Genomic DNA, 16,187 nt, shown 5'->3' with positions numbered 1-16,187 from the left:
ACGCGGTGGAGCTGTCGGGGGTGAACGGGCGGCGGCAGCGAGCGCGCCCTGCAGCAGCAGCTCGAAGACCTGGTCGGCACTCCTGGAGGACCGCCGGGTGTGATCGTCGTACTGCAACGGGACCGCACGTCACGTGTTCTGCGCGCCGGGGTCGCCGACCTGGAGACCGGCCGTCCGATCGAGCCCACCGACCACATGCGGATCGCCAGTACGGCGAAGGCGTTCAGCGGCGCTGTGGCACTGCGCCTGGTGCAGCGGGGCACGCTCAGTCTCGACAGCACCATCGGCCGCACCCTGCCCCAGCTGCCGCGCGCCTGGCGGTCGGTCACCCTGCGGCAGTTGCTGAACCACACCAGCGGACTGCCCGACTACACCGAGGACCCGGAGTTCCTGGAACTGCTCCTGGCGGACCCGCGCCGCACCTTCGACCCCCGTCGGCTGCTGGACTTCGTCGCGGACGAACCGCTGCGCTTCCGCCCCGGCTCCCGGTACCAATACTCCAACTCCGACAACATCGCCGTCGCGCTGATGGCGGAGGCGGCGACCCACAGGCCGTACGAGGAGTTGCTGAACCGGCTCGTCTACCGGCCGCTCGGCCTGAACGACACCAGCCTCCCGCTGGGCTACGAGCTGCCGGAGCCGTACATGCACGGCTACGCGGTCGAGCCGCCCGCGCCGCCGGAGGACGTCAGCGAAGTGCTGAGCGCGTCCGGTGTGTGGGCATCGGGCGGGATCGTCTCCACCCCGCGTGACATGACGCGGTTCATCCGCGGCTACGCCGCCGGGAAGCTGACGTCGAGAGCGGCTCTGCGTGAGCAGCGCCGCTGGATCGAGGGGGCCTCCGAACCGGCCGGTCCCGGCCGTAACACGGCGGGACTCGGCATCTTCCGCTACGACACCCGCTGCGGGGTGGTGTTGGGGCACACCGGGAACTTCCCCGGCTACACGCAGCTGATCGCCGCGACCCCCGACGGCCGGAAGTCCCTCACCTTCTCGCTCACCACCCAGGTGAACAGGTCGCTCAACCCCGAACTGCTGGAGAAGCTCCGCACGATCGAGGAGAACGCGGTCTGTACGCTGCTCGGCCGGCAACGCGGCTGACCGCTTTTGGGAGCGCCGGCGCGGGCCTGACCGGGTGATCCCGCCTGTCAAGCCCGTGGTGCTTTCACCCCGCCGGGCCTGTGGTGCTCCCACTCCTCGGGCAGCGGCGCGCGGCCTCGCCCGGCTCCCCCACCCGTACTGGGCCATGGACATCCCTCGCGAGCGGCGTCACGTCCTCGATCCCGACGATCCACTCGTCCGCGTATCTCACCGCCGCCCGACCGCCCGACCGCCCGGCCGCCCGGCCGCCCGGGGGATGATGCGCCCGACCGACAACCGACGTCTACCGCTTTCCAGCCAGACCTCGTAGCATCCCGATGATATCTAGCATCGCCAACTCGGCTTGTGACAAAGCCTGTTGAGGTAATCGGCGCGCGACGGGAGTGGCGATGGGGGCCCGAAACCTATGGGACGAGATTCCGACGACAGTGCCGGGAGCAGCGGCGGAGCGGCAGCTCGGCGCCGGTCGATACGCCTTCCGCACACAGACGAGTTCGGTGTCCTGGTGGGGCTCGTTCATGCTCCTTCTGGTCACCGCGTTCTGCGTGATGATGGTCTTCGTCATCAGTGGTGAGAGCGAGTGGACGAACGCGATCCTCTTCATCGTCCTCGGCGGATGCACCTTCCTCGGGGCGATCGCCGTTCCGCTGGTCGCACGCTTCAGACCGGTCGCGTGGTGTGCCGTTTTCACGAACGGTGTGGTCTACCAGTACGGTTCGCAACCACCCATCGCCGGGTCCTGGGACGAGATCACCGGATGCCAGCGACACGCGACGGATCACGTACGTAACGGGGTCACCATGTCGACCACGCATTCCGTGCACGTCCAGATGCCCGCCGGCAACTTCATGGTGTCGGGTGACAGGCCCGAGGCTCGGGAGGTCGGGACCCTGATCGCGAACGGCTGGCTCGCGGTTCAGAGCCGGGGCGCGGAAGAGGACGCGCAGGCCCGACTGGCCGAGCTCGGCACGTTGTTGCAGACCGGGGGACGAGTGGCGTTCGGGCCGTTCACGGTGGGCCTGGCCGGGCTGGAGCACGCGGGCAGGTTCCTGGCCTGGGAGAAGATCAACGAAGTCGATCTGATGGGATCGACGATCCACGTACTGGTCACCGGTGAGCGCAAGCCGGCAGCGCGGGAGCCGGTCTCCAGCGTGCCGGACAGCGTCCTGTTCCTCACCGTCTCGGACGCCCTGCGGCGATCGGCGCGGCAGCCCACGTAGTGAGCGGTCATGCGGTCACCCTGCACGACCGGTACCCGTCAGAACCGGGCTCGCCCCGTCCGTCAGGACCGGGCGCGCCCCGCGGACCGGTCACCGCAGATGGCTCAGCACGTCCTCCGCCACCGGATACGGCCGCTCCCCCGGCAGCAACGCGGCCGCCCGGTCCAGTTCCCCCGCACGCACATGACCGTGCACCCGCCGGGCCAGCGGCGTCACGTCCTCGATCCCGACGATCCACTCGTCCGCGTATCTCACCGCCGCCTCCCCCGCCAGCCCCAACTGGAGGGAGCGGTGAGGCAGGGGGTTGAGGTGCAGATCCCGTTCCGGGTCCCACTGCACCCGCGTCGGGGACCGCGTCAATCGGCGCTTCCAGTCCGCCTGATCGGCGTGCAGCTCGGGCACGTAGTGCGAGAGACACGCATGCCGCAGCGCCCACTCGAACCCCTCACGGGTCATCTCCACGGCCAGGACGGTCTCCTGCCCCTCCTTCGTCCCCCAGCCGCAGCGGTACATCATCCACAGGAAGGAGGGCTTGATCCAGGTCATCCGGTCCCGCTTCCACGCGGCCGGAAAGCGACCGTGGCGCGCGGCCGGGCCGCCTATCTCCGGGCGGTACGCCTGGTAGACGGTGACCGTGTCGGCGGTGTGGAGGGCACGGACACGGAACTTGGGTTCGGTCTCTGCGGGACGTTCACTTTCAGTCACGGGGACCAGGTTCGATCACGGCCGCACCCTCAAGCCACCGATTATTCAGGGCCGGGAGCCGCGCCCCGTGACCCGATCCCTCCTCGCTCCCGGCCCTCCGATCCCCGAAATATCCCCCATCTGCTCGCACGCCCCTTGGCGTGGCGCGTCTCCTGCCCCAACACTGAGCCGATGACGCAGCGCGTGGAACTCGCGACCGTGATGGACCGACTCGCCGTCGACGGCCTGATCACCGAGTACGCGGTGGCGGTGGACGACGGCGACTGGACGGCGTACCGGGACCTGTTCGCGCCGGAGGGCCGCGCGGACTACCGCTCGGCCGGCGGCGTCGAGGGCGACGCCGTGCAGGTCGCCGGGTGGCTGGCCCGGAGCATGGAGCTCTTCCCGATGCGGCAGCACCTGATCGTCAACCGGCGGGTGCGCTTCGGATACCTGGAGCAGGACATCGGCGACACCGCCCAGGTGCAGGCGGACTACATCAACCCGATGCGCTTCGCCGGACACGACGGCAAATCCACCGCCCCCGACTTCGTCTGCGGCGGCCGCTACGCCTTCACCCTGACCCGCACCCCCGAGGGCTGGCGCCTCCGCGAGGTCGTCGTCCGGGAGAAATGGCGCCGCGTCCCGGAGGACCTCACCTCCACCCAGCGCCCCTCCCCGGCCTGAGCACACTCCGCCCCGAACGTCACCCGCGGGACCGCAGGACGAGACCGCAGCACCCAAGAGCACCCCTTCCAGCGCTCATCCGTCCGGTCCGACCACCGTCCTGCTACCCCAACGCGGCATCCACACCCTCACCCGTATCCGTAGCCGTAGCCGGCCCGCACCCGACGTCCTACGGCGACCGGAAGCGCGACCTGCTGACGACGGTCGTCCGTGTCGCCCGTCGCCGCTCCTCCGGCCGGGGGCAGGATCCGGGGCCTGAGGCGGTCGGGTGCTCCCGCCCTACCCCGGCCGCCTCACAGTCCCACCGGTGACCGGTACCCACCCCGCCCCCTTCACCACCCCCACCCCGCCCACGCCCCCTGTCGGAGATCGTCCCCGGCGCGCACACTGGAGGGACGGACCGGTGGGGAGGGAGGCGCTGTATGAGGACGCCGGACTGGAGCGCCTCCCCGTGGCGGCGGCGGGTGGCCGTCGTCGTGGCCGGGACCCTGCCCGTGCTCGCCTTCCCGGCGCCGGGCCTGTGGTGGGCGGCGTACGCGGCGCTGGTGCCGTGGATGCTGCTGATCCGCGCGGCCCGGACCGGCCGCCGGGCGGCGTACGACGGCTGGCTCGGCGGATTCGCGTTCATGCTGGCCATGCACCACTGGCTGCTGCCGAACCTCCATGTGTTCACCTTCCTCATCGCCGGCCTGCTGGGCGCGCTGTGGGCGCCCTGGGCCTGGCTGGTGCGCCGATTCCTGGCCGGTACGCCCTCGCCGGGGCGGGTCGCCGCCGCGCTGCTGGCCGTGCCGTCGGGCTGGCTGGCGATCGAACTCGTCCGCTCGTGGGAGGGCCTCGGCGGGCCGTGGGGCCTGCTGGGGTCCAGCCAGTGGCAGGTGGAGCCGGCACTGCGGCTGGCCTCGGTCGGCGGGGTCTGGCTGCTCAGCTTCCTGGTGGTGGCCGTCAACGTCGCGGTCACCGTGCTGGTTTCGGTACGCCGGTCCCGGGCGCCGGCGCTCGCCGGTCTCGTCGTGGCGGCCCTCACGACCTCGGCGGTGTGGCTGTGGTCGCCGCGACCCGACATCCGCGGCGAGGTGCGGATAGCCGTCGTGCAGCCCGGTGTGACCGACGGCCCCGACAACCGGTTCGCCCGCGAGGAGGCACTGACCCGACGGCTCGCGGGGCGGGACCTGGACCTGATCGTGTGGGGCGAGAGCAGCGTCGGCCACGACCTGGCGGACCGGCCCGATCTCGCCGACCGGATCGCCGCGCTGGCCCGTGAGACGGACACGAACATCCTCGTGAACGTCGACGCCCGCCGCTCCGACCGCCCCGGCATCTACAAGAGTTCGGTGCTCGTCGGCCCTGACGGTCCCACCGGCGACCGGTACGACAAGATGCGTCTCGTCCCCTTCGGCGAGTACATCCCGATGCGCTCGCTGCTCGGCTGGGCCACCTCGGTCGGCGAGGCGGCGGGCGAGGACCGCCGACGCGGCACCGAGCAGGTCGTCTTCGACTCCGGGAAGGGGCTGCGGATCGGCCCCATGGTCTGCTTCGAGTCCGCGTTCCCGGACATGAGCCGTCGTCTCGCCCGGGACGGCGCCGAGTTGCTGCTCGCACAGTCGGCGACCTCCACGTTCCAGCAGAGCTGGGCGCCCGAGCAGCACGCCTCGCTGGCCGCGCTGCGGGCCGCCGAGACCGGCCGTCCGATGGTCCACGCGACGCTCACCGGCGTCTCGGCCGTGTACGGCCCGGACGGCGAGCACGTCGGCTCCTGGCTGGGGACGGACGAGAGCACGACGGCGGTGTACGAGGTACCGCTGGCGGGCGGTACGACGCCGTACGTCCGCTTCGGCGACTGGCCGGTGCACGCGGCGCTGCTGGTGCTTCTCGCGTGGGGTGCCTTCGAGGGCGTAGGAGTTGTGCGGCTGCGGCGGACGGGCCCTGAGCCGCCCGCGGCTCAGACGGCGGACCGGTCCTCCACCGCCCGCACCACCCGCTCGCACAACTCGTGAGTCGCCAGCGCGTCCCGCGCGCTGAGCACCTTGCCCGCGCGCACGGCGTCGAGAAAGGCGAGGACGGCCTGCTCGATGCCCCGCTGCCGGGCCACCGGCACCCAGTCGCCTCGCCGCCGCACGGACGGCTGCCCCTTGTGGTCGACGACCTCGGCGAGGTTCACCACCTGCCGCTTGGTGTCCTGCCCCGAGACCTCGAGGATCTCCTCCGCCGAACCGCTGAGCCGGTTCATGACGCCGAGCGCGGTGAACCCGGCCCCGGAGAGCTGCAGCACGACGTGGTGCAGCAGCCCGCCCTCGGTGCGGGCGCGCACGGTGACGTCCTCGACCTCCCCGGGCACCAGGAACCGCAGGGTGTCGACGACATGGATGAAGTCGTCCAGGATCATCGTGCGCGGCAGCTCGGGCAGGCCGATGCGGTTCTTCTGCATGAGGATCAGTTCGCGCGGATGGTCGGCGCACTGCGCGTACCCGGGCGCGTATCGCCGGTTGAAGCCCACGGCGAGCGCGACGTCGCGCTCCTCCGCGAGCCGTACGAGCCGTTCCGAGTCGGCGAGTTCGTACGCGAGCGGCTTGTCGACGTACGTCGGCACGCCCGCGTCGATCAGCCGCTCCACGATCTCGGGGTGGGCCCCGGTGGGCGCGTGCACGAAAGCCGCGTCGAGTCCCTGGGCGAGCAGCGCGTCGAGATCGGTGTGCCGCTGTCCCGGCGGGAGGTGGAGGCCGTCGGCGACGTGGGTGAGGGTGGCGGGCGTCCGCGTCTGCAGATGGAGTTCGAGCCCCGGCCTGGTGCCGAGGACCGGCAGATACGCCTTCTGCGCGATGTCGCCGAGCCCGATGCAGCCGACCTTCACAGGGGTCTCCCGTCCACGGTGTGCCGTCGAAATGCCTCGTCGGCAGCATACGGGGGCTGCCAGGATGGCCGACATGACCATCCAGCGCACTGAACCGTCCATCACCGCCGACGATCGGACCATGCTCGAAGGCTGGCTCGACTACCACCGCGAGACTCTCGCGATCAAGTGCGAGGGCCTGGACGACGCCCGGCTGAGGACCGCCTCGGTGCCACCCTCCGAACTGTCCCTGCTGGGGCTCGTACGGCACATGGCGGAGGTCGAGCGCATCTGGTTCCGGAAGGTGCTCGTGGATGACGACCAGGGGCCGATCTACTTCAGCGAGGAGGACCCGGACGGGGAGTTCCATCTGACTCAGGCGGACACCTGGGAGGAGGCCCACGGCACCTGGCAGCAGGAGATCGCGATCGCCCGGCGCAACGCTGAGGGCTTCGCCCTGGACGACGTCAGCAAGGCGGTGCACCGGCGAGCGGGCGCGGCACCGAGCCTGCGGTGGATCTACACCCACATGATCGAGGAGTACGCGCGGCACAACGGGCATGCCGACCTGATCCGGGAGCGGCTCGACGGGGCCACCGGGTACTGAGCGGAGCGGGCGCCCGGCGCACCTCGACGACGGTGCGGGAGCAGGGCGCCCGGCGGTGACAGGGTCGGGGCCGGGGCCGGGACAGCCAGACGGTTGCGGAGCCTGCCGCACGTGTGCCGGGGGGAGAGGTCGGGCGGAGCGCGCGCCATCGCAGGCGCGTGACGAGGGCCGGTGGGCGGGGCCGTAGCGTCGTCGGCGGTCCCGGGCGTCACCCGTGTGGGGGCATCCTCCCCCTGTCCCCTCCCCAAAGCGGCCCGGACACAGCAGAGTTGCGCGCGTGCATCGATCGACCACCACCGCAACGCTCCTGGTCACCGTGGCCGTCTCGGCCCTCACCGGCTGCGTGACCGCGCACCACCCGCCCCCGCCCCAGGCGTCACCCGTCCCGTCCCGGCCTTCTTTGCCACGCCCGGACGGCACCACCGAGACACAGATCGTGCAGGCCCCGGCGCGGGAGGCCCTGGAGCTGATCGGCCCGCCCCGGGAGTCCACACCGAGCGCGTCCACGGCGCCGAAGCCCACCGCGCCGGCTCCCACCACCACCGCCGCCGCCCCCACGCCCACCGCACCCCCGCCGCCGCTCCGGGACGAGCGCCACGATGCCCCCGAGCGGCACGGACCGCCAGCCGAGTCCCGGCCTCGTGTCGAGATCCCGCCCCTTCCCAGGACCATCCCGACTCGACCGCCGAAGAACTCCGACGTGTGCGCCCTCGGCCACAAGTACGGCGGCTGGGGCAAGGACACCCCGCAGGCGGCCATCTGCAAGGACGTGTACGGCCGTTGAGGCACCCGACGCCGGAGCGGGCGCAGGCTCCGGCACACGGGCCCGCCCTGTCGCTAGGGCCGCTGTCGCGGCGGCCCCGGCATCTCTCCCGCCCCGGGGCCCGCCTCGTCGAGCCGGGCCTCCAGTCGGGTCAGGGCGGCGCGGACGCCGTCGCCGTGACCGTCGTCCCCCAGCGTGGCCAGCGCGCCCCGGGCCAGCCGCAGATGGCTGCGGGCCGCGTCGGGGCGGCCCAGCTTGGCGTAGTCGGCGGCGAGGTTGAGGTGGAGCGAGGGGTAGAAGGCGCGCACGGCGAGCCTGTCGTGGTGCTCCGCGGGGTTCCCCGGCACCCGGCCGTCGGACAGTTCGTCGGCCGCCGACAACGCCCTGAGGTCCCAGGCCAGTTCGGTGCCCGGGTCGTCCTGGGTGTCGGCCATGTAGTGCGCCAGCGTGCAGCGGTGGAGCGGGGTGCCGTCCTCACCAATCTCTGCCCAGAGCTTCAGGAGACGGTGCCGGGCCTCCTCTCGGTCACCCCCGTGGTGCAGCATGACCGCCTGCCCGATCCGGGTCATCATGGCGTCCGGTGCCACCTGCTCCTGTCGCTCCACCACCGCGTCCTCCGCACTCGTCGCCCCCTGTCCCGCCTGTCCCTCCCGACGCTAACGGCAGGCACCGGCAATCCCGGTCAGGCGGCTCCGTACGGCCGCGGGGGCGCCCCGGCGGCCGTACGGCGGGTCGGCCCGACGGGCGGACACGAACAGGTGAGGGCGGACCGGCGGCCGGTCAGCCGAGGTTCGGGATCGTCCAGTCGATCGCCTCGTGGCCCTGCTGGGCGACGGCCGCGTTGATCTGCGTGAACGGCTGGGAGCCGAAGAACTTCTTGGCCGACAGCGGCGAGGGGTGCGCGCCCTTCACCACCACATGGCGCTCCTCGTCGATCAGCGGGAGCTTCTTCTGCGCGTAGTTGCCCCACAGCACGAAGACCGCCGGGTCGGGCCGGTCGGCGACCGCGCGGATCACGGCGTCGGTGAACTTCTCCCAGCCCCTGCCCTTGTGCGAGTTGGCCTCACCGGAGCGGACCGTGAGCACCGCGTTGAGCAGCAGCACACCCTGCTGGGCCCAGGGCAGCAGATAGCCGTTGTCCGGGATCGGGGTGCCCAGCTCGGCCTGCATCTCCTTGTAGATGTTCCGCAGGGAGGGCGGGGTCTTCACACCCGGCCGGACGGAGAAGCACAGACCATGGCCCTGACCCTCACCGTGGTACGGGTCCTGGCCGAGGACCAGAACCTTCACGCTCTCGAACGGTGTGGCGTCGAGCGCGGCGAAGACCTCCTCACGGGGAGGGTGGACGGGACCCTTGGCGCGCTCCTCCTCGACGAACTCGGTGAGTTCCTTGAAGTAGGGCTGCTGCAGTTCGTCCCCCAGGACCCCGCGCCAGGACTCGGGCAGCATGGCGATGTCGGTCACGTCAACTTCCTCCGGTGTGCGCTCACTTCACGGCCACGGAACACGAGGCCGTGGGCGGCCGCGAAAGACGTGGCCGCCGTCAGAGCACAGAACCTACCGCCGCCCACTGACAACGCGGCCCGGCACCCGGAATTACCAGCTGGTCTTCCAGGACAGCTCCCAAAGGATCATCATCGTCGCGGGGTCGATGACGTTCTCCAGGCCGGCGATCTCCTCGTTCGCGGCCGTGTACGCCTTGCCCTGCCACAGCGGGATCAGGCGCGCATCGTCCACGAGGATCTGCTGAGCCTCCTCGAACTCCTCGATGACGGCGCCGCGGTCGCTCTCGGCACGTGACTCCGGGAGCAGCTTGTCCGTGATCTCGGGGGACTTGTACGGGGTGCCGAGCGCGTTCTGCTCGCCCACGAACGGGGCGATGAAGTTGTCGGCGTCGTTGAAGTCGGGGTTCCAGCCACGCCCGAAGACCGGGTACTCGCCCTTCTGGTAGCCCTCCGAGTAGGTCTTCCAGGGGCGGCTCTTCAGCTTGACCGAGAACAGGCCGGACGCCTCCAGCTGCCGCTTCAGCTCCTCGAAGGCCGGCTTGGTCTGGGAGCCGTAGCGGTCCGAGGTGTACCAGAGCGTGAGGGGCACCTTGTCGGTGATGCCGGCGTCGGTCAGGAGGGCCTTCGCCTTGGACGCGTCGGGGGCGCCGTAGTCGTCGAAGAAGCCCGTCGTGTGGCCCACCAGACCCCTGGGGATCATGGAGTACAGCGGCTCGACGGTGTCCTTGTAGATGTTGTGGGCGAGCGCCGGGCGGTCGAGGATCTGGGCGACGGCCTTGCGGACCGCGGGGTTCTTGGCCCACGGGTCCTTGGGATTGAACACCAGGTAGCTGATCTCGGTGGTGGGGCTCTCCACGATCTGGAGCCCCTCCTCGTCGTGGTTGGCCTGGATGTCCACGATGTCCGCGGCGCCGAGACCCCGGTAGATGACCGAGATGTCCTTGTTCTTGAGGGCGCTGACCATCTTGTCCGACTGCTGGAAGTACTTGATGGTGACGGCGGAGTTCTTGCGCTCCGCGAGGCCCTTGTAGTTCTCGTTGCTGACCAGCTCCGCCGTCTTGCCCTCGTCGTAGGAGGCGAGGTCGTAGGGCCCGGAGCCGGTGATCTCCTTGCCCTCGCGGAGCTTGTCCGCGGGATACTCCTCGGGGTCCACGATCGACATGGCGGGTGTGGTGAGCACGAGGGGGAAGGTGGCGTCGGGCTGGCTGAGGTGGAAGACGACCTCGCGGTCACCCTTCGTCTGCACCCGGGAGAGGGTCGTCAGCAGGCCCGCGGGGCCGCCGTTGACGTTGATCTTCTTGATCCGGTCGAACGAGTACTTGACGGCCTTCGCGTCCAGTGTGTGCCCGTTCGAGAACTTCAGGCCCTCGCGCAGCGTGCAGCTGTACACGGTGCTGGAGCTGTCCGCGAACTCGCAGCTCTCGGCTGCGTCCGGCTCGGGCTCGGACCCGCCGGGCGAGTAGCCGAGCAGGGGCTGGAAGACGTTGCGCATCAGCTCCCAGGAGCTGTCCCAGGCCGCGGCCGGGTCCAGGGTGCTCGGCGTACTGGTGGTCCCCACCACGATGGGGTCAGCGTCGTCCGAGGCATCCGAGGAGAACACACCACACCCGGTCACCATGGATATGGACGCGATCACCGCGAGTGGCGGCAAGTATCGGTTCCGGTTGAACACGCGCATGCTCCTCGAAATGCCGTACCAAGAGTGGGCGAACGATACCGCAGGCCCCGCGAGCAGCTCCCGCTCGGCTGGCAAAGCCCTTGATCAGTCCGCTTGTGACGGCGTTGCGAGCCTGTGTGGGGGTTGCGGACGGGCGCCGGAGACGTTCGGTGAATCGCGCACCGGCACCCGCCGTACTCTGTCAGCCCACCCCGGCGTTGAGGAAGATGCCGCCGTCGACCACGAGGGTCTGGCCGGTGATCCAGTCGGACTGCTCGGAGGTGAGGAACGCGGCGGCGCCGCCGATGTCGGAGGGCACGCCGAGCCGGCCGAGCGGGTAGGACGCCGCGGCCTCGGCCTCCCGGCCCTCGTACAGGGCCTGGGCGAACTTGGTCTTCACCACGGCGGGCGCGATCGCGTTGGCCCGCACCTTGGGCGCGTACTCGTGCGCCAGCTGCAGGGTCAGGTTGATCATGGCGGCCTTGCTGATGCCGTACGCACCGATGAACGGCGACGCGGAGACACCGGCGACTGAGGCGATGTTGACGATCGCGCCGCCGTTGTCCTTCTGCCAGGCGTGCCACGTCCGCTGCGCGAAACCGAGGGCCGAGACGACGTTCGTCTCGAACACCTTGCGGGCCACGTTCAGGTCGAGGTCGGCGATCGGGCCGAACACCGGGTTCGTACCGGCGTTGTTGACCAGGAAGTCGACGCGGCCGAAGGCCTCCATCGTGCGCTCGACGGCGAGCGCCTGGTGCGCCTCGTCGTGGGCCTTGCCCGCGACAGCGATGACGCGGTCGGCGCCGAGCCGCTCGACGGCCTCCTTGAGGGCGTCCTCGCCCCGGCCCGTGATGCACACCCGGTCGCCGCGCGCGACGAGGGCCTCGGCGATGCCGTAGCCGATGCCGCGGCTGGCGCCGGTGATGAGGGCGACCTTGCCCGAAAGCTCGGGGAGTTTCACCGAAGTCATGTTCCCGATCCCCTAGTTGAGCGGTCCGCCGGCGACGTACAGCACCTGGCCGGAGACGAATCCGGCGTCCTCGCCCGTGAAGTAGGCGATGGCGCCGGCGATGTCCTCGGGCCGGCCCACGCGCTGCACGGGGATCTGGGTGGCGGCCGCGGCCTGGAACTCCTCGAAGCCCATGCCCACGCGGGCGGCGGTGGCGGCGGTCATGTCGGTCACGATGAAGCCGGGCGCGACGGCGTTGGCGGTGACGCCGAACTTGCCGAGCTCGATGGCGAGGGTCTTGGTGAAGCCCTGCAGACCGGCCTTGGCGGCGGAGTAGTTGGCCTGGCCCCGGTTGCCGAGCGCGGACGACGAGGACAGGTTGACGATCCGGCCGAACTTGGCCTCCACCATGTGCTTCTGAACGGCCTTGGCCATCAGGAAGGCTCCGCGCAGGTGCACGTTCATGACCGTGTCCCAGTCGGACACGCCCATCTTGAACAGCAGGTTGTCGCGGAGCACGCCCGCGTTGTTCACCAGGATCGTCGGGGCGCCCAGCTCCTCGGCGATCCGGGTGACGGCTGCCTCGACCTGGGCCTCGTCGGAGACGTCGCAGCCGACCGCGAGCGCCTTGCCGCCGGCGGCGGTGATCTTCTCCACGGTGTCCTTGCACGCGGCCTCGTCGAGGTCGATCACCGCGACGGCACGGCCCTCGGCGGCCAGTCGTACGGCGGTCGCGGCACCGATGCCGCGCGCGCCACCGGTGACCACGGCGACACGCTGCTCAGTGGTGGACATTGCTGGTTCTCCTCGCCTTTGGGATGCGGCTCCTACGGTGCCCCCCGCTGGGTGAGCGACCGCTTAGTACCTTCAGCACACGTGACGCTAGAAGTCCTGGCACCCGGTGTCAACGTTCCACCAGGTGTGATCCCTTACGTCGGCCCCCGACCGGGGACCGCCGCACACCGGTCCGTCACTTCACCAGCAGAGCGAGCAGCCGTTCGGCCTCCGCCGCCGGATCCGCGGTGAGCCCAGTGTGCACGGGTCCCGCCTGGACGACCGTGGAACGCGGCGCGACAAGCCACCGGAACCGCCGTCCGGCGTCGTCCCGGCCTGCCTGCCCGGCCGCCTCTCCCCCGGCGCACACACCCTCCACGGCGCGCAGCGCGGCGCGTACGCCCCCCACGTCCGCCCCGGGGTCGAGGGCGAGCAGCTTGGCCTCGTCGAGATGCGTCCGTGCCGCCACGAGGGCGTGGGAGCGGCTGTACACGAGGACGCCCGCGTTGAAGCACTCGCCACGCTCGATCCGGGGCACGATCCGCAGCAGCGCGTATTCGTAGACGTCCTGCCCGGTCGCCCCGGTCCCCAGGAAGCGGTCGCTCACTTGATCCCCTCGATGCGTTCGTGAATGTCGGCGGACCGAGCGAGCAACGGCTGCGCGTAGGCCCGTCGCAGCGCGTCCGGCGTCTCGAAGCCGGGCTCGTCGGCCAGCCAGACGTCGGGGATCTGGGCCGTCACCTCGGCGAGCAGTTCCTCGGTGACCAGGGGCGCGAGGTCGGCCGCGGCCGCGGCGACATCGGGGCCGAAGCGTGCCAGGGCGTGGTCGGCGGCGGTGTACGGCTTGGCGGCGGAGGTGCGGGCGCCCGGCCAGTGGTGGTGCCAGATCATGGTGGCGCCGTGGTCGATGAGCCACAGCTCGCCGTGCCACATCAGCAGATTCGGGTTGCGCCAGGAACGGTCGACGTTGTTGATCAGCGCGTCGAACCAGACGATCCGCCCGGCCTCCTCGGGGCTCACCTCGAAGGCGAGCGGGTCGAAGCCGATGGCACGGGTCAGGAAGTCCATTCCCAGGTTGGTGCCGCCGCTGGACTTGATCAGCTCCTGCACCTGCTCGTCGGGCTCGCCGAGCCCCAGGACGGGGTCGAGGTCGACGGTGACGAGGCCGGGCACACGCAGCCCGAGCCGTCGGGCCAGCTCACCGCAGACGACCTCGGCGACGAGCGTCTTGCGGCCCTGACCTGCTCCGGTGAACTTCAGGACGTACGTTCCGCGGTCGTCGGCCTCGACGAGACCGGGCAACGAACCGCCTTCTCGCAACGGCGCGATGTACCGGGTCGCGCTGACTTCCTTGAGCATCGCCCCAGGTTACCGGCGTGCCGGAAGCAGCCGGACGCGGCCCGTCCGCCGTCTCCGTCGACCGACAGCATTCGGACAGCTGCTTTTGACGCCGTCGTGATCCCGGACAGGCCAAGATGTGCACCCTGTCTGAACGTTCGAGCACGGGCCCGCCGTATCCATGGGCGAAAGTGCAAAGCCATCTCGGGAGGAACCGTCAGCATGACCAGCGAAACGATCAAACCCGCTTCGATTCCGGGCCGTCGCACCGTCATGACGGCGGCCGGCGTGGCGGGACTCGCCGTCGCGCTGACCGCGTGCGGGTCGGGGGACGACTCCTCGACCTCGACCTCGTCCGGTTCCGGGGCCGGCGGCGACGCGAGCAGCGACTCGACCGCCGAGGCCGGCAGCGGCAGCGCGAGTGGTGGCGACAGCGCGGGCGGCACGGCGATAGCCAAGACCTCGGACATCCCCGAGGGCGGCGGCAAGATCTTCGAGAGCGAGGGCGTCGTCATCACCCAGCCGGAGGCGGGCACCTACAAGGCGTTCTCCTCCTCGTGCACGCACCGGGGGTGTGCCGTGAAGTCGATCTCCGACGGCGTGATCAACTGCCCCTGTCACAACAGCAACTTCTCGATCGCCGACGGCAGCGTGAAGAGCGGCCCGGCCCCGAAGCCGCTGCCGGCCAAGGAAGTCAGCGTCTCGGGTGATTCGATCACGCTGGCCTGACCTTCGTCAGGCACGCCAGAACCTCGTCCGTGGTCGCGACCGTGGCGACCAGCGCGAGGGTGTGGCGGATCATCGCGGGGGTGTAGTCGGCAGGCACCCCCGCGATGGCGTCCCCGGGCACGACGACGCCGTAGCCGAGGTTCACGGCGTCGAACACCGCGTTGGGCACGGCCACGTTGGCCGAGACACCCGTGACGATCAGCGTGCGGCACCCCAGATTGCGCAGCAGCGCGTCCACGTCGGTGCCCGCCAGCGGGGACAGCCCGTGCAGCCGCCGTACGACCAGATCCTCGTCGGCGACCTCGATGGGCGGCGCCACACGTACGGCCGCGGTGCCCGTCAACTGCCTTACGGGCAGCCGTTCCGCCGCGCGGAACAGGCGGGCGTTGTGGTTGGCGCCCCGCCCGTCGGGCCGCCGCTCGGCGACGGCGTGCATGACCTGCACCCCGCTCCCGTGGGCCGCGGCGACCAGCCGGGCCACGTTGTCGAGTGCCCCCGACGACCGTGCCTCCCGGGCCAGTTCGGGCAGTGCGCCGTCCGGTCCGACGACACCCTGCTGACACTCGACGGTGAGCAGGACCGTGGTGGCCGGATCGAGCAGCCCGCCCAGCTCCCGCTGTCTCTTCGACTCACTCGCGTACGACGCCATGACGTTCCCCTTGTCGCCGGCGATCGGGCGGGCGAGCGTAACGCCCCTTGCACATGGACGGAAGACGGCCGATGCTCATCTGACGCCACGTCAGCGGAGGGGATCGGGATGACCGTCACGCAGCGCCGGGGCCGGAAGATCATGATGGAGCCGGCCGAACTGGACGAGTTCCTGAGCGCGCAGCGGACCTGCCGGGTCGCGACCGTCTCGTCCGACGGGGCCCCGCACATCAGCCCGCTCTGGTTCGTCTGGGACGGCACCTCGCTCTGGCTCTACTCGATCACCCGCAGCAAACGCTGGTCCGCGCTGCGCCGCGATCCGCGCGTCGCCGTCGCGGTCGACGCGGGCGAGGAGTACGGCGAACTGCGTGGCGCCGAACTGTCCGGCACCGTCGAGTTCGTCGGTGAGGCACCGCGCACGGGCGAGCCGGTGCCCGAACTCGTCGAGGTGGAGCGGCTGTTCGCCCGCAAGAACTTCGGCATCGACGAGATGCCCCACGACGGCAGGCACGCCTGGCTGCGGCTGACACCGGACGCGATCGCGTCCTGGGACTTCCGCAAGATGGGTTCGCTGTAGCTCAGCGCTCGGCAGGCGGGGACAACCGTGGGCCCGGCGCGCTCAGCAGGCGGGGGCAACCGTGGGCTCGGCGCGATCCGCGAGCGCAGGCGCAGCCGTGGTGCAGCCTGCCCCGCACACG

17 protein-coding genes and 1 pseudogene are annotated in these 16,187 nt (G+C 70.8%); 8 read left to right on the top strand and 10 right to left on the bottom strand.

Going from position 1 to position 16,187, the window contains the following annotated elements; translation table 11 throughout:
- Positions 1–30 precede the first annotated feature (30 nt).
- Both AWZ10_RS24945 and AWZ10_RS24940 read left to right on the top strand, forming a co-directional pair.
- Positions 31–1,101, top strand: a pseudogene (locus AWZ10_RS24945) (serine hydrolase domain-containing protein); the annotation flags it as partial.
- Between the two features lie 389 nt (positions 1,102–1,490).
- Complete coding sequence (locus AWZ10_RS24940) at positions 1,491–2,321, top strand: DUF6585 family protein (protein WP_046707075.1); 831 nt, start codon at positions 1,491–1,493, stop codon at positions 2,319–2,321.
- A gap of 90 nt (positions 2,322–2,411) precedes the next feature.
- On the opposite strand, the gene AWZ10_RS24935 is transcribed toward AWZ10_RS24940, so the two are convergent.
- Positions 2,412–3,026, bottom strand: coding sequence for a DUF4291 domain-containing protein (locus AWZ10_RS24935; protein WP_046707074.1), 615 nt, complete (start codon positions 3,024–3,026; stop codon positions 2,412–2,414).
- Positions 3,027–3,197: 171 nt separating this feature from the next.
- On the opposite strand from AWZ10_RS24935, the gene AWZ10_RS24930 reads away from it, so the two are divergent.
- Both AWZ10_RS24930 and lnt read left to right on the top strand, forming a co-directional pair.
- Complete coding sequence (locus AWZ10_RS24930) at positions 3,198–3,692, top strand: nuclear transport factor 2 family protein (RefSeq protein WP_046707073.1); 495 nt, start codon at positions 3,198–3,200, stop codon at positions 3,690–3,692.
- Between the two features lie 422 nt (positions 3,693–4,114).
- Positions 4,115–5,686 (top strand): apolipoprotein N-acyltransferase, encoded by a 1,572-nt coding sequence (gene lnt, locus AWZ10_RS24925; protein ID WP_046708337.1) that lies wholly within the window; start codon positions 4,115–4,117, stop codon positions 5,684–5,686.
- Here the strand turns inward: lnt and AWZ10_RS24920 are convergent.
- Positions 5,632–6,540 (bottom strand): Gfo/Idh/MocA family protein, encoded by a 909-nt coding sequence (locus tag AWZ10_RS24920; RefSeq protein WP_060892074.1) that lies wholly within the window; start codon positions 6,538–6,540, stop codon positions 5,632–5,634. The genes lnt and AWZ10_RS24920 overlap by 55 nt on opposite strands.
- 73 nt (positions 6,541–6,613) lie before the next feature.
- Here AWZ10_RS24920 and AWZ10_RS24915 point away from each other — a divergent pair, with 73 nt between their 5' ends.
- Together AWZ10_RS24915 and AWZ10_RS24910 are read left to right on the top strand one after the other, a co-directional pair.
- Positions 6,614–7,126, top strand: a complete 513-nt coding sequence (locus tag AWZ10_RS24915) for a DinB family protein (protein ID WP_046708339.1) — start codon at positions 6,614–6,616, stop codon at positions 7,124–7,126.
- A 277-nt stretch (positions 7,127–7,403) separates the two neighbouring features.
- A complete protein-coding gene (locus AWZ10_RS24910) occupies positions 7,404–7,910 on the top strand; it encodes a hypothetical protein (RefSeq protein ID WP_060892073.1) in 507 nt (168 codons plus the stop codon).
- A 53-nt stretch (positions 7,911–7,963) separates the two neighbouring features.
- On the opposite strand, the gene AWZ10_RS24905 is transcribed toward AWZ10_RS24910, so the two are convergent.
- The 7 genes from AWZ10_RS24905 to AWZ10_RS24875 all read right to left on the bottom strand — a co-directional run bounded on the left by AWZ10_RS24905 (position 7,964) and on the right by AWZ10_RS24875 (position 14,133).
- A complete protein-coding gene (locus AWZ10_RS24905; protein ID WP_046704471.1) occupies positions 7,964–8,497 on the bottom strand; it encodes a tetratricopeptide repeat protein in 534 nt (177 codons plus the stop codon).
- A 172-nt stretch (positions 8,498–8,669) separates the two neighbouring features.
- Complete coding sequence (locus tag AWZ10_RS24900) at positions 8,670–9,353, bottom strand: uracil-DNA glycosylase (RefSeq protein ID WP_060892072.1); 684 nt, start codon at positions 9,351–9,353, stop codon at positions 8,670–8,672.
- A gap of 132 nt (positions 9,354–9,485) precedes the next feature.
- Positions 9,486–11,066, bottom strand: coding sequence for an ABC transporter substrate-binding protein (locus AWZ10_RS24895; RefSeq protein WP_046704483.1), 1,581 nt, complete (start codon positions 11,064–11,066; stop codon positions 9,486–9,488).
- Positions 11,067–11,253: 187 nt separating this feature from the next.
- The gene (locus tag AWZ10_RS24890) at positions 11,254–12,021 is read right to left on the bottom strand and encodes an SDR family oxidoreductase (protein ID WP_046704473.1); all 768 of its coding nucleotides are present in this window, start codon (positions 12,019–12,021) and stop codon (positions 11,254–11,256) included.
- 12 nt (positions 12,022–12,033) lie between these two features.
- Positions 12,034–12,795 carry a 3-oxoacyl-ACP reductase FabG gene (fabG, locus tag AWZ10_RS24885; RefSeq protein WP_046704474.1) on the bottom strand — a complete coding sequence of 254 codons (762 nt, stop codon included), beginning with the start codon at positions 12,793–12,795 and terminating at the stop codon, positions 12,034–12,036.
- Positions 12,796–12,970: 175 nt separating this feature from the next.
- Complete coding sequence (locus AWZ10_RS24880) at positions 12,971–13,381, bottom strand: DUF3037 domain-containing protein (protein WP_046704475.1); 411 nt, start codon at positions 13,379–13,381, stop codon at positions 12,971–12,973.
- Positions 13,378–14,133 (bottom strand): HipA family kinase, encoded by a 756-nt coding sequence (locus AWZ10_RS24875; protein ID WP_046704476.1) that lies wholly within the window; start codon positions 14,131–14,133, stop codon positions 13,378–13,380. Before AWZ10_RS24875 ends, AWZ10_RS24880 begins: the two co-directional genes overlap by 4 nt.
- A gap of 201 nt (positions 14,134–14,334) precedes the next feature.
- Between AWZ10_RS24875 and AWZ10_RS24870 the strand changes: the two genes are divergently transcribed.
- Positions 14,335–14,841, top strand: coding sequence for a Rieske (2Fe-2S) protein (locus AWZ10_RS24870; RefSeq protein ID WP_046704477.1), 507 nt, complete (start codon positions 14,335–14,337; stop codon positions 14,839–14,841).
- On the opposite strand, the gene AWZ10_RS24865 is transcribed toward AWZ10_RS24870, so the two are convergent.
- Positions 14,828–15,490 (bottom strand): cysteine hydrolase family protein, encoded by a 663-nt coding sequence (locus AWZ10_RS24865; RefSeq protein WP_060892071.1) that lies wholly within the window; start codon positions 15,488–15,490, stop codon positions 14,828–14,830. The two genes, AWZ10_RS24870 and AWZ10_RS24865, sit on opposite strands and share 14 nt — an antisense overlap.
- A gap of 108 nt (positions 15,491–15,598) precedes the next feature.
- On the opposite strand from AWZ10_RS24865, the gene AWZ10_RS24860 reads away from it, so the two are divergent.
- Positions 15,599–16,066, top strand: a complete 468-nt coding sequence (locus tag AWZ10_RS24860) for a pyridoxamine 5'-phosphate oxidase family protein (protein WP_046704479.1) — start codon at positions 15,599–15,601, stop codon at positions 16,064–16,066.
- The last annotated feature ends 121 nt before the right edge of the window (positions 16,067–16,187 follow it).

This window comes from Streptomyces europaeiscabiei, from assembly GCF_001550375.1.
Taxonomy (GTDB): domain Bacteria; phylum Actinomycetota; class Actinomycetes; order Streptomycetales; family Streptomycetaceae; genus Streptomyces; species Streptomyces europaeiscabiei.
The sequence above is the reverse complement of the archived record's forward strand: the minus strand, read 5'-3'. Positions and strand labels throughout refer to the sequence as shown.

Excerpts from the sequence above, each read along its gene's own strand:
- AWZ10_RS24890 (WP_046704473.1), bottom strand. The coding sequence starts at position 12,021 with ATGACTTCGGTGAAACTCCCCGAGCTTTCGGGCAAGGTCGCCCTCATC.
- AWZ10_RS24860 (WP_046704479.1), top strand. The coding sequence starts at position 15,599 with ATGACCGTCACGCAGCGCCGGGGCCGGAAGATCATGATGGAGCCGGCC.
- AWZ10_RS24915 (WP_046708339.1), top strand. The coding sequence starts at position 6,614 with ATGACCATCCAGCGCACTGAACCGTCCATCACCGCCGACGATCGGACC.
- fabG (WP_046704474.1), bottom strand. The coding sequence starts at position 12,795 with ATGTCCACCACTGAGCAGCGTGTCGCCGTGGTCACCGGTGGCGCGCGC.
- AWZ10_RS24940 (WP_046707075.1), top strand. The coding sequence starts at position 1,491 with ATGGGGGCCCGAAACCTATGGGACGAGATTCCGACGACAGTGCCGGGA.
- AWZ10_RS24930 (WP_046707073.1), top strand. The coding sequence starts at position 3,198 with ATGACGCAGCGCGTGGAACTCGCGACCGTGATGGACCGACTCGCCGTC.
- lnt (WP_046708337.1), top strand. The coding sequence starts at position 4,115 with ATGAGGACGCCGGACTGGAGCGCCTCCCCGTGGCGGCGGCGGGTGGCC.
- AWZ10_RS24875 (WP_046704476.1), bottom strand. The coding sequence starts at position 14,133 with ATGCTCAAGGAAGTCAGCGCGACCCGGTACATCGCGCCGTTGCGAGAA.
- AWZ10_RS24870 (WP_046704477.1), top strand. The coding sequence starts at position 14,335 with ATGACCAGCGAAACGATCAAACCCGCTTCGATTCCGGGCCGTCGCACC.
- AWZ10_RS24865 (WP_060892071.1), bottom strand. The coding sequence starts at position 15,490 with ATGGCGTCGTACGCGAGTGAGTCGAAGAGACAGCGGGAGCTGGGCGGG.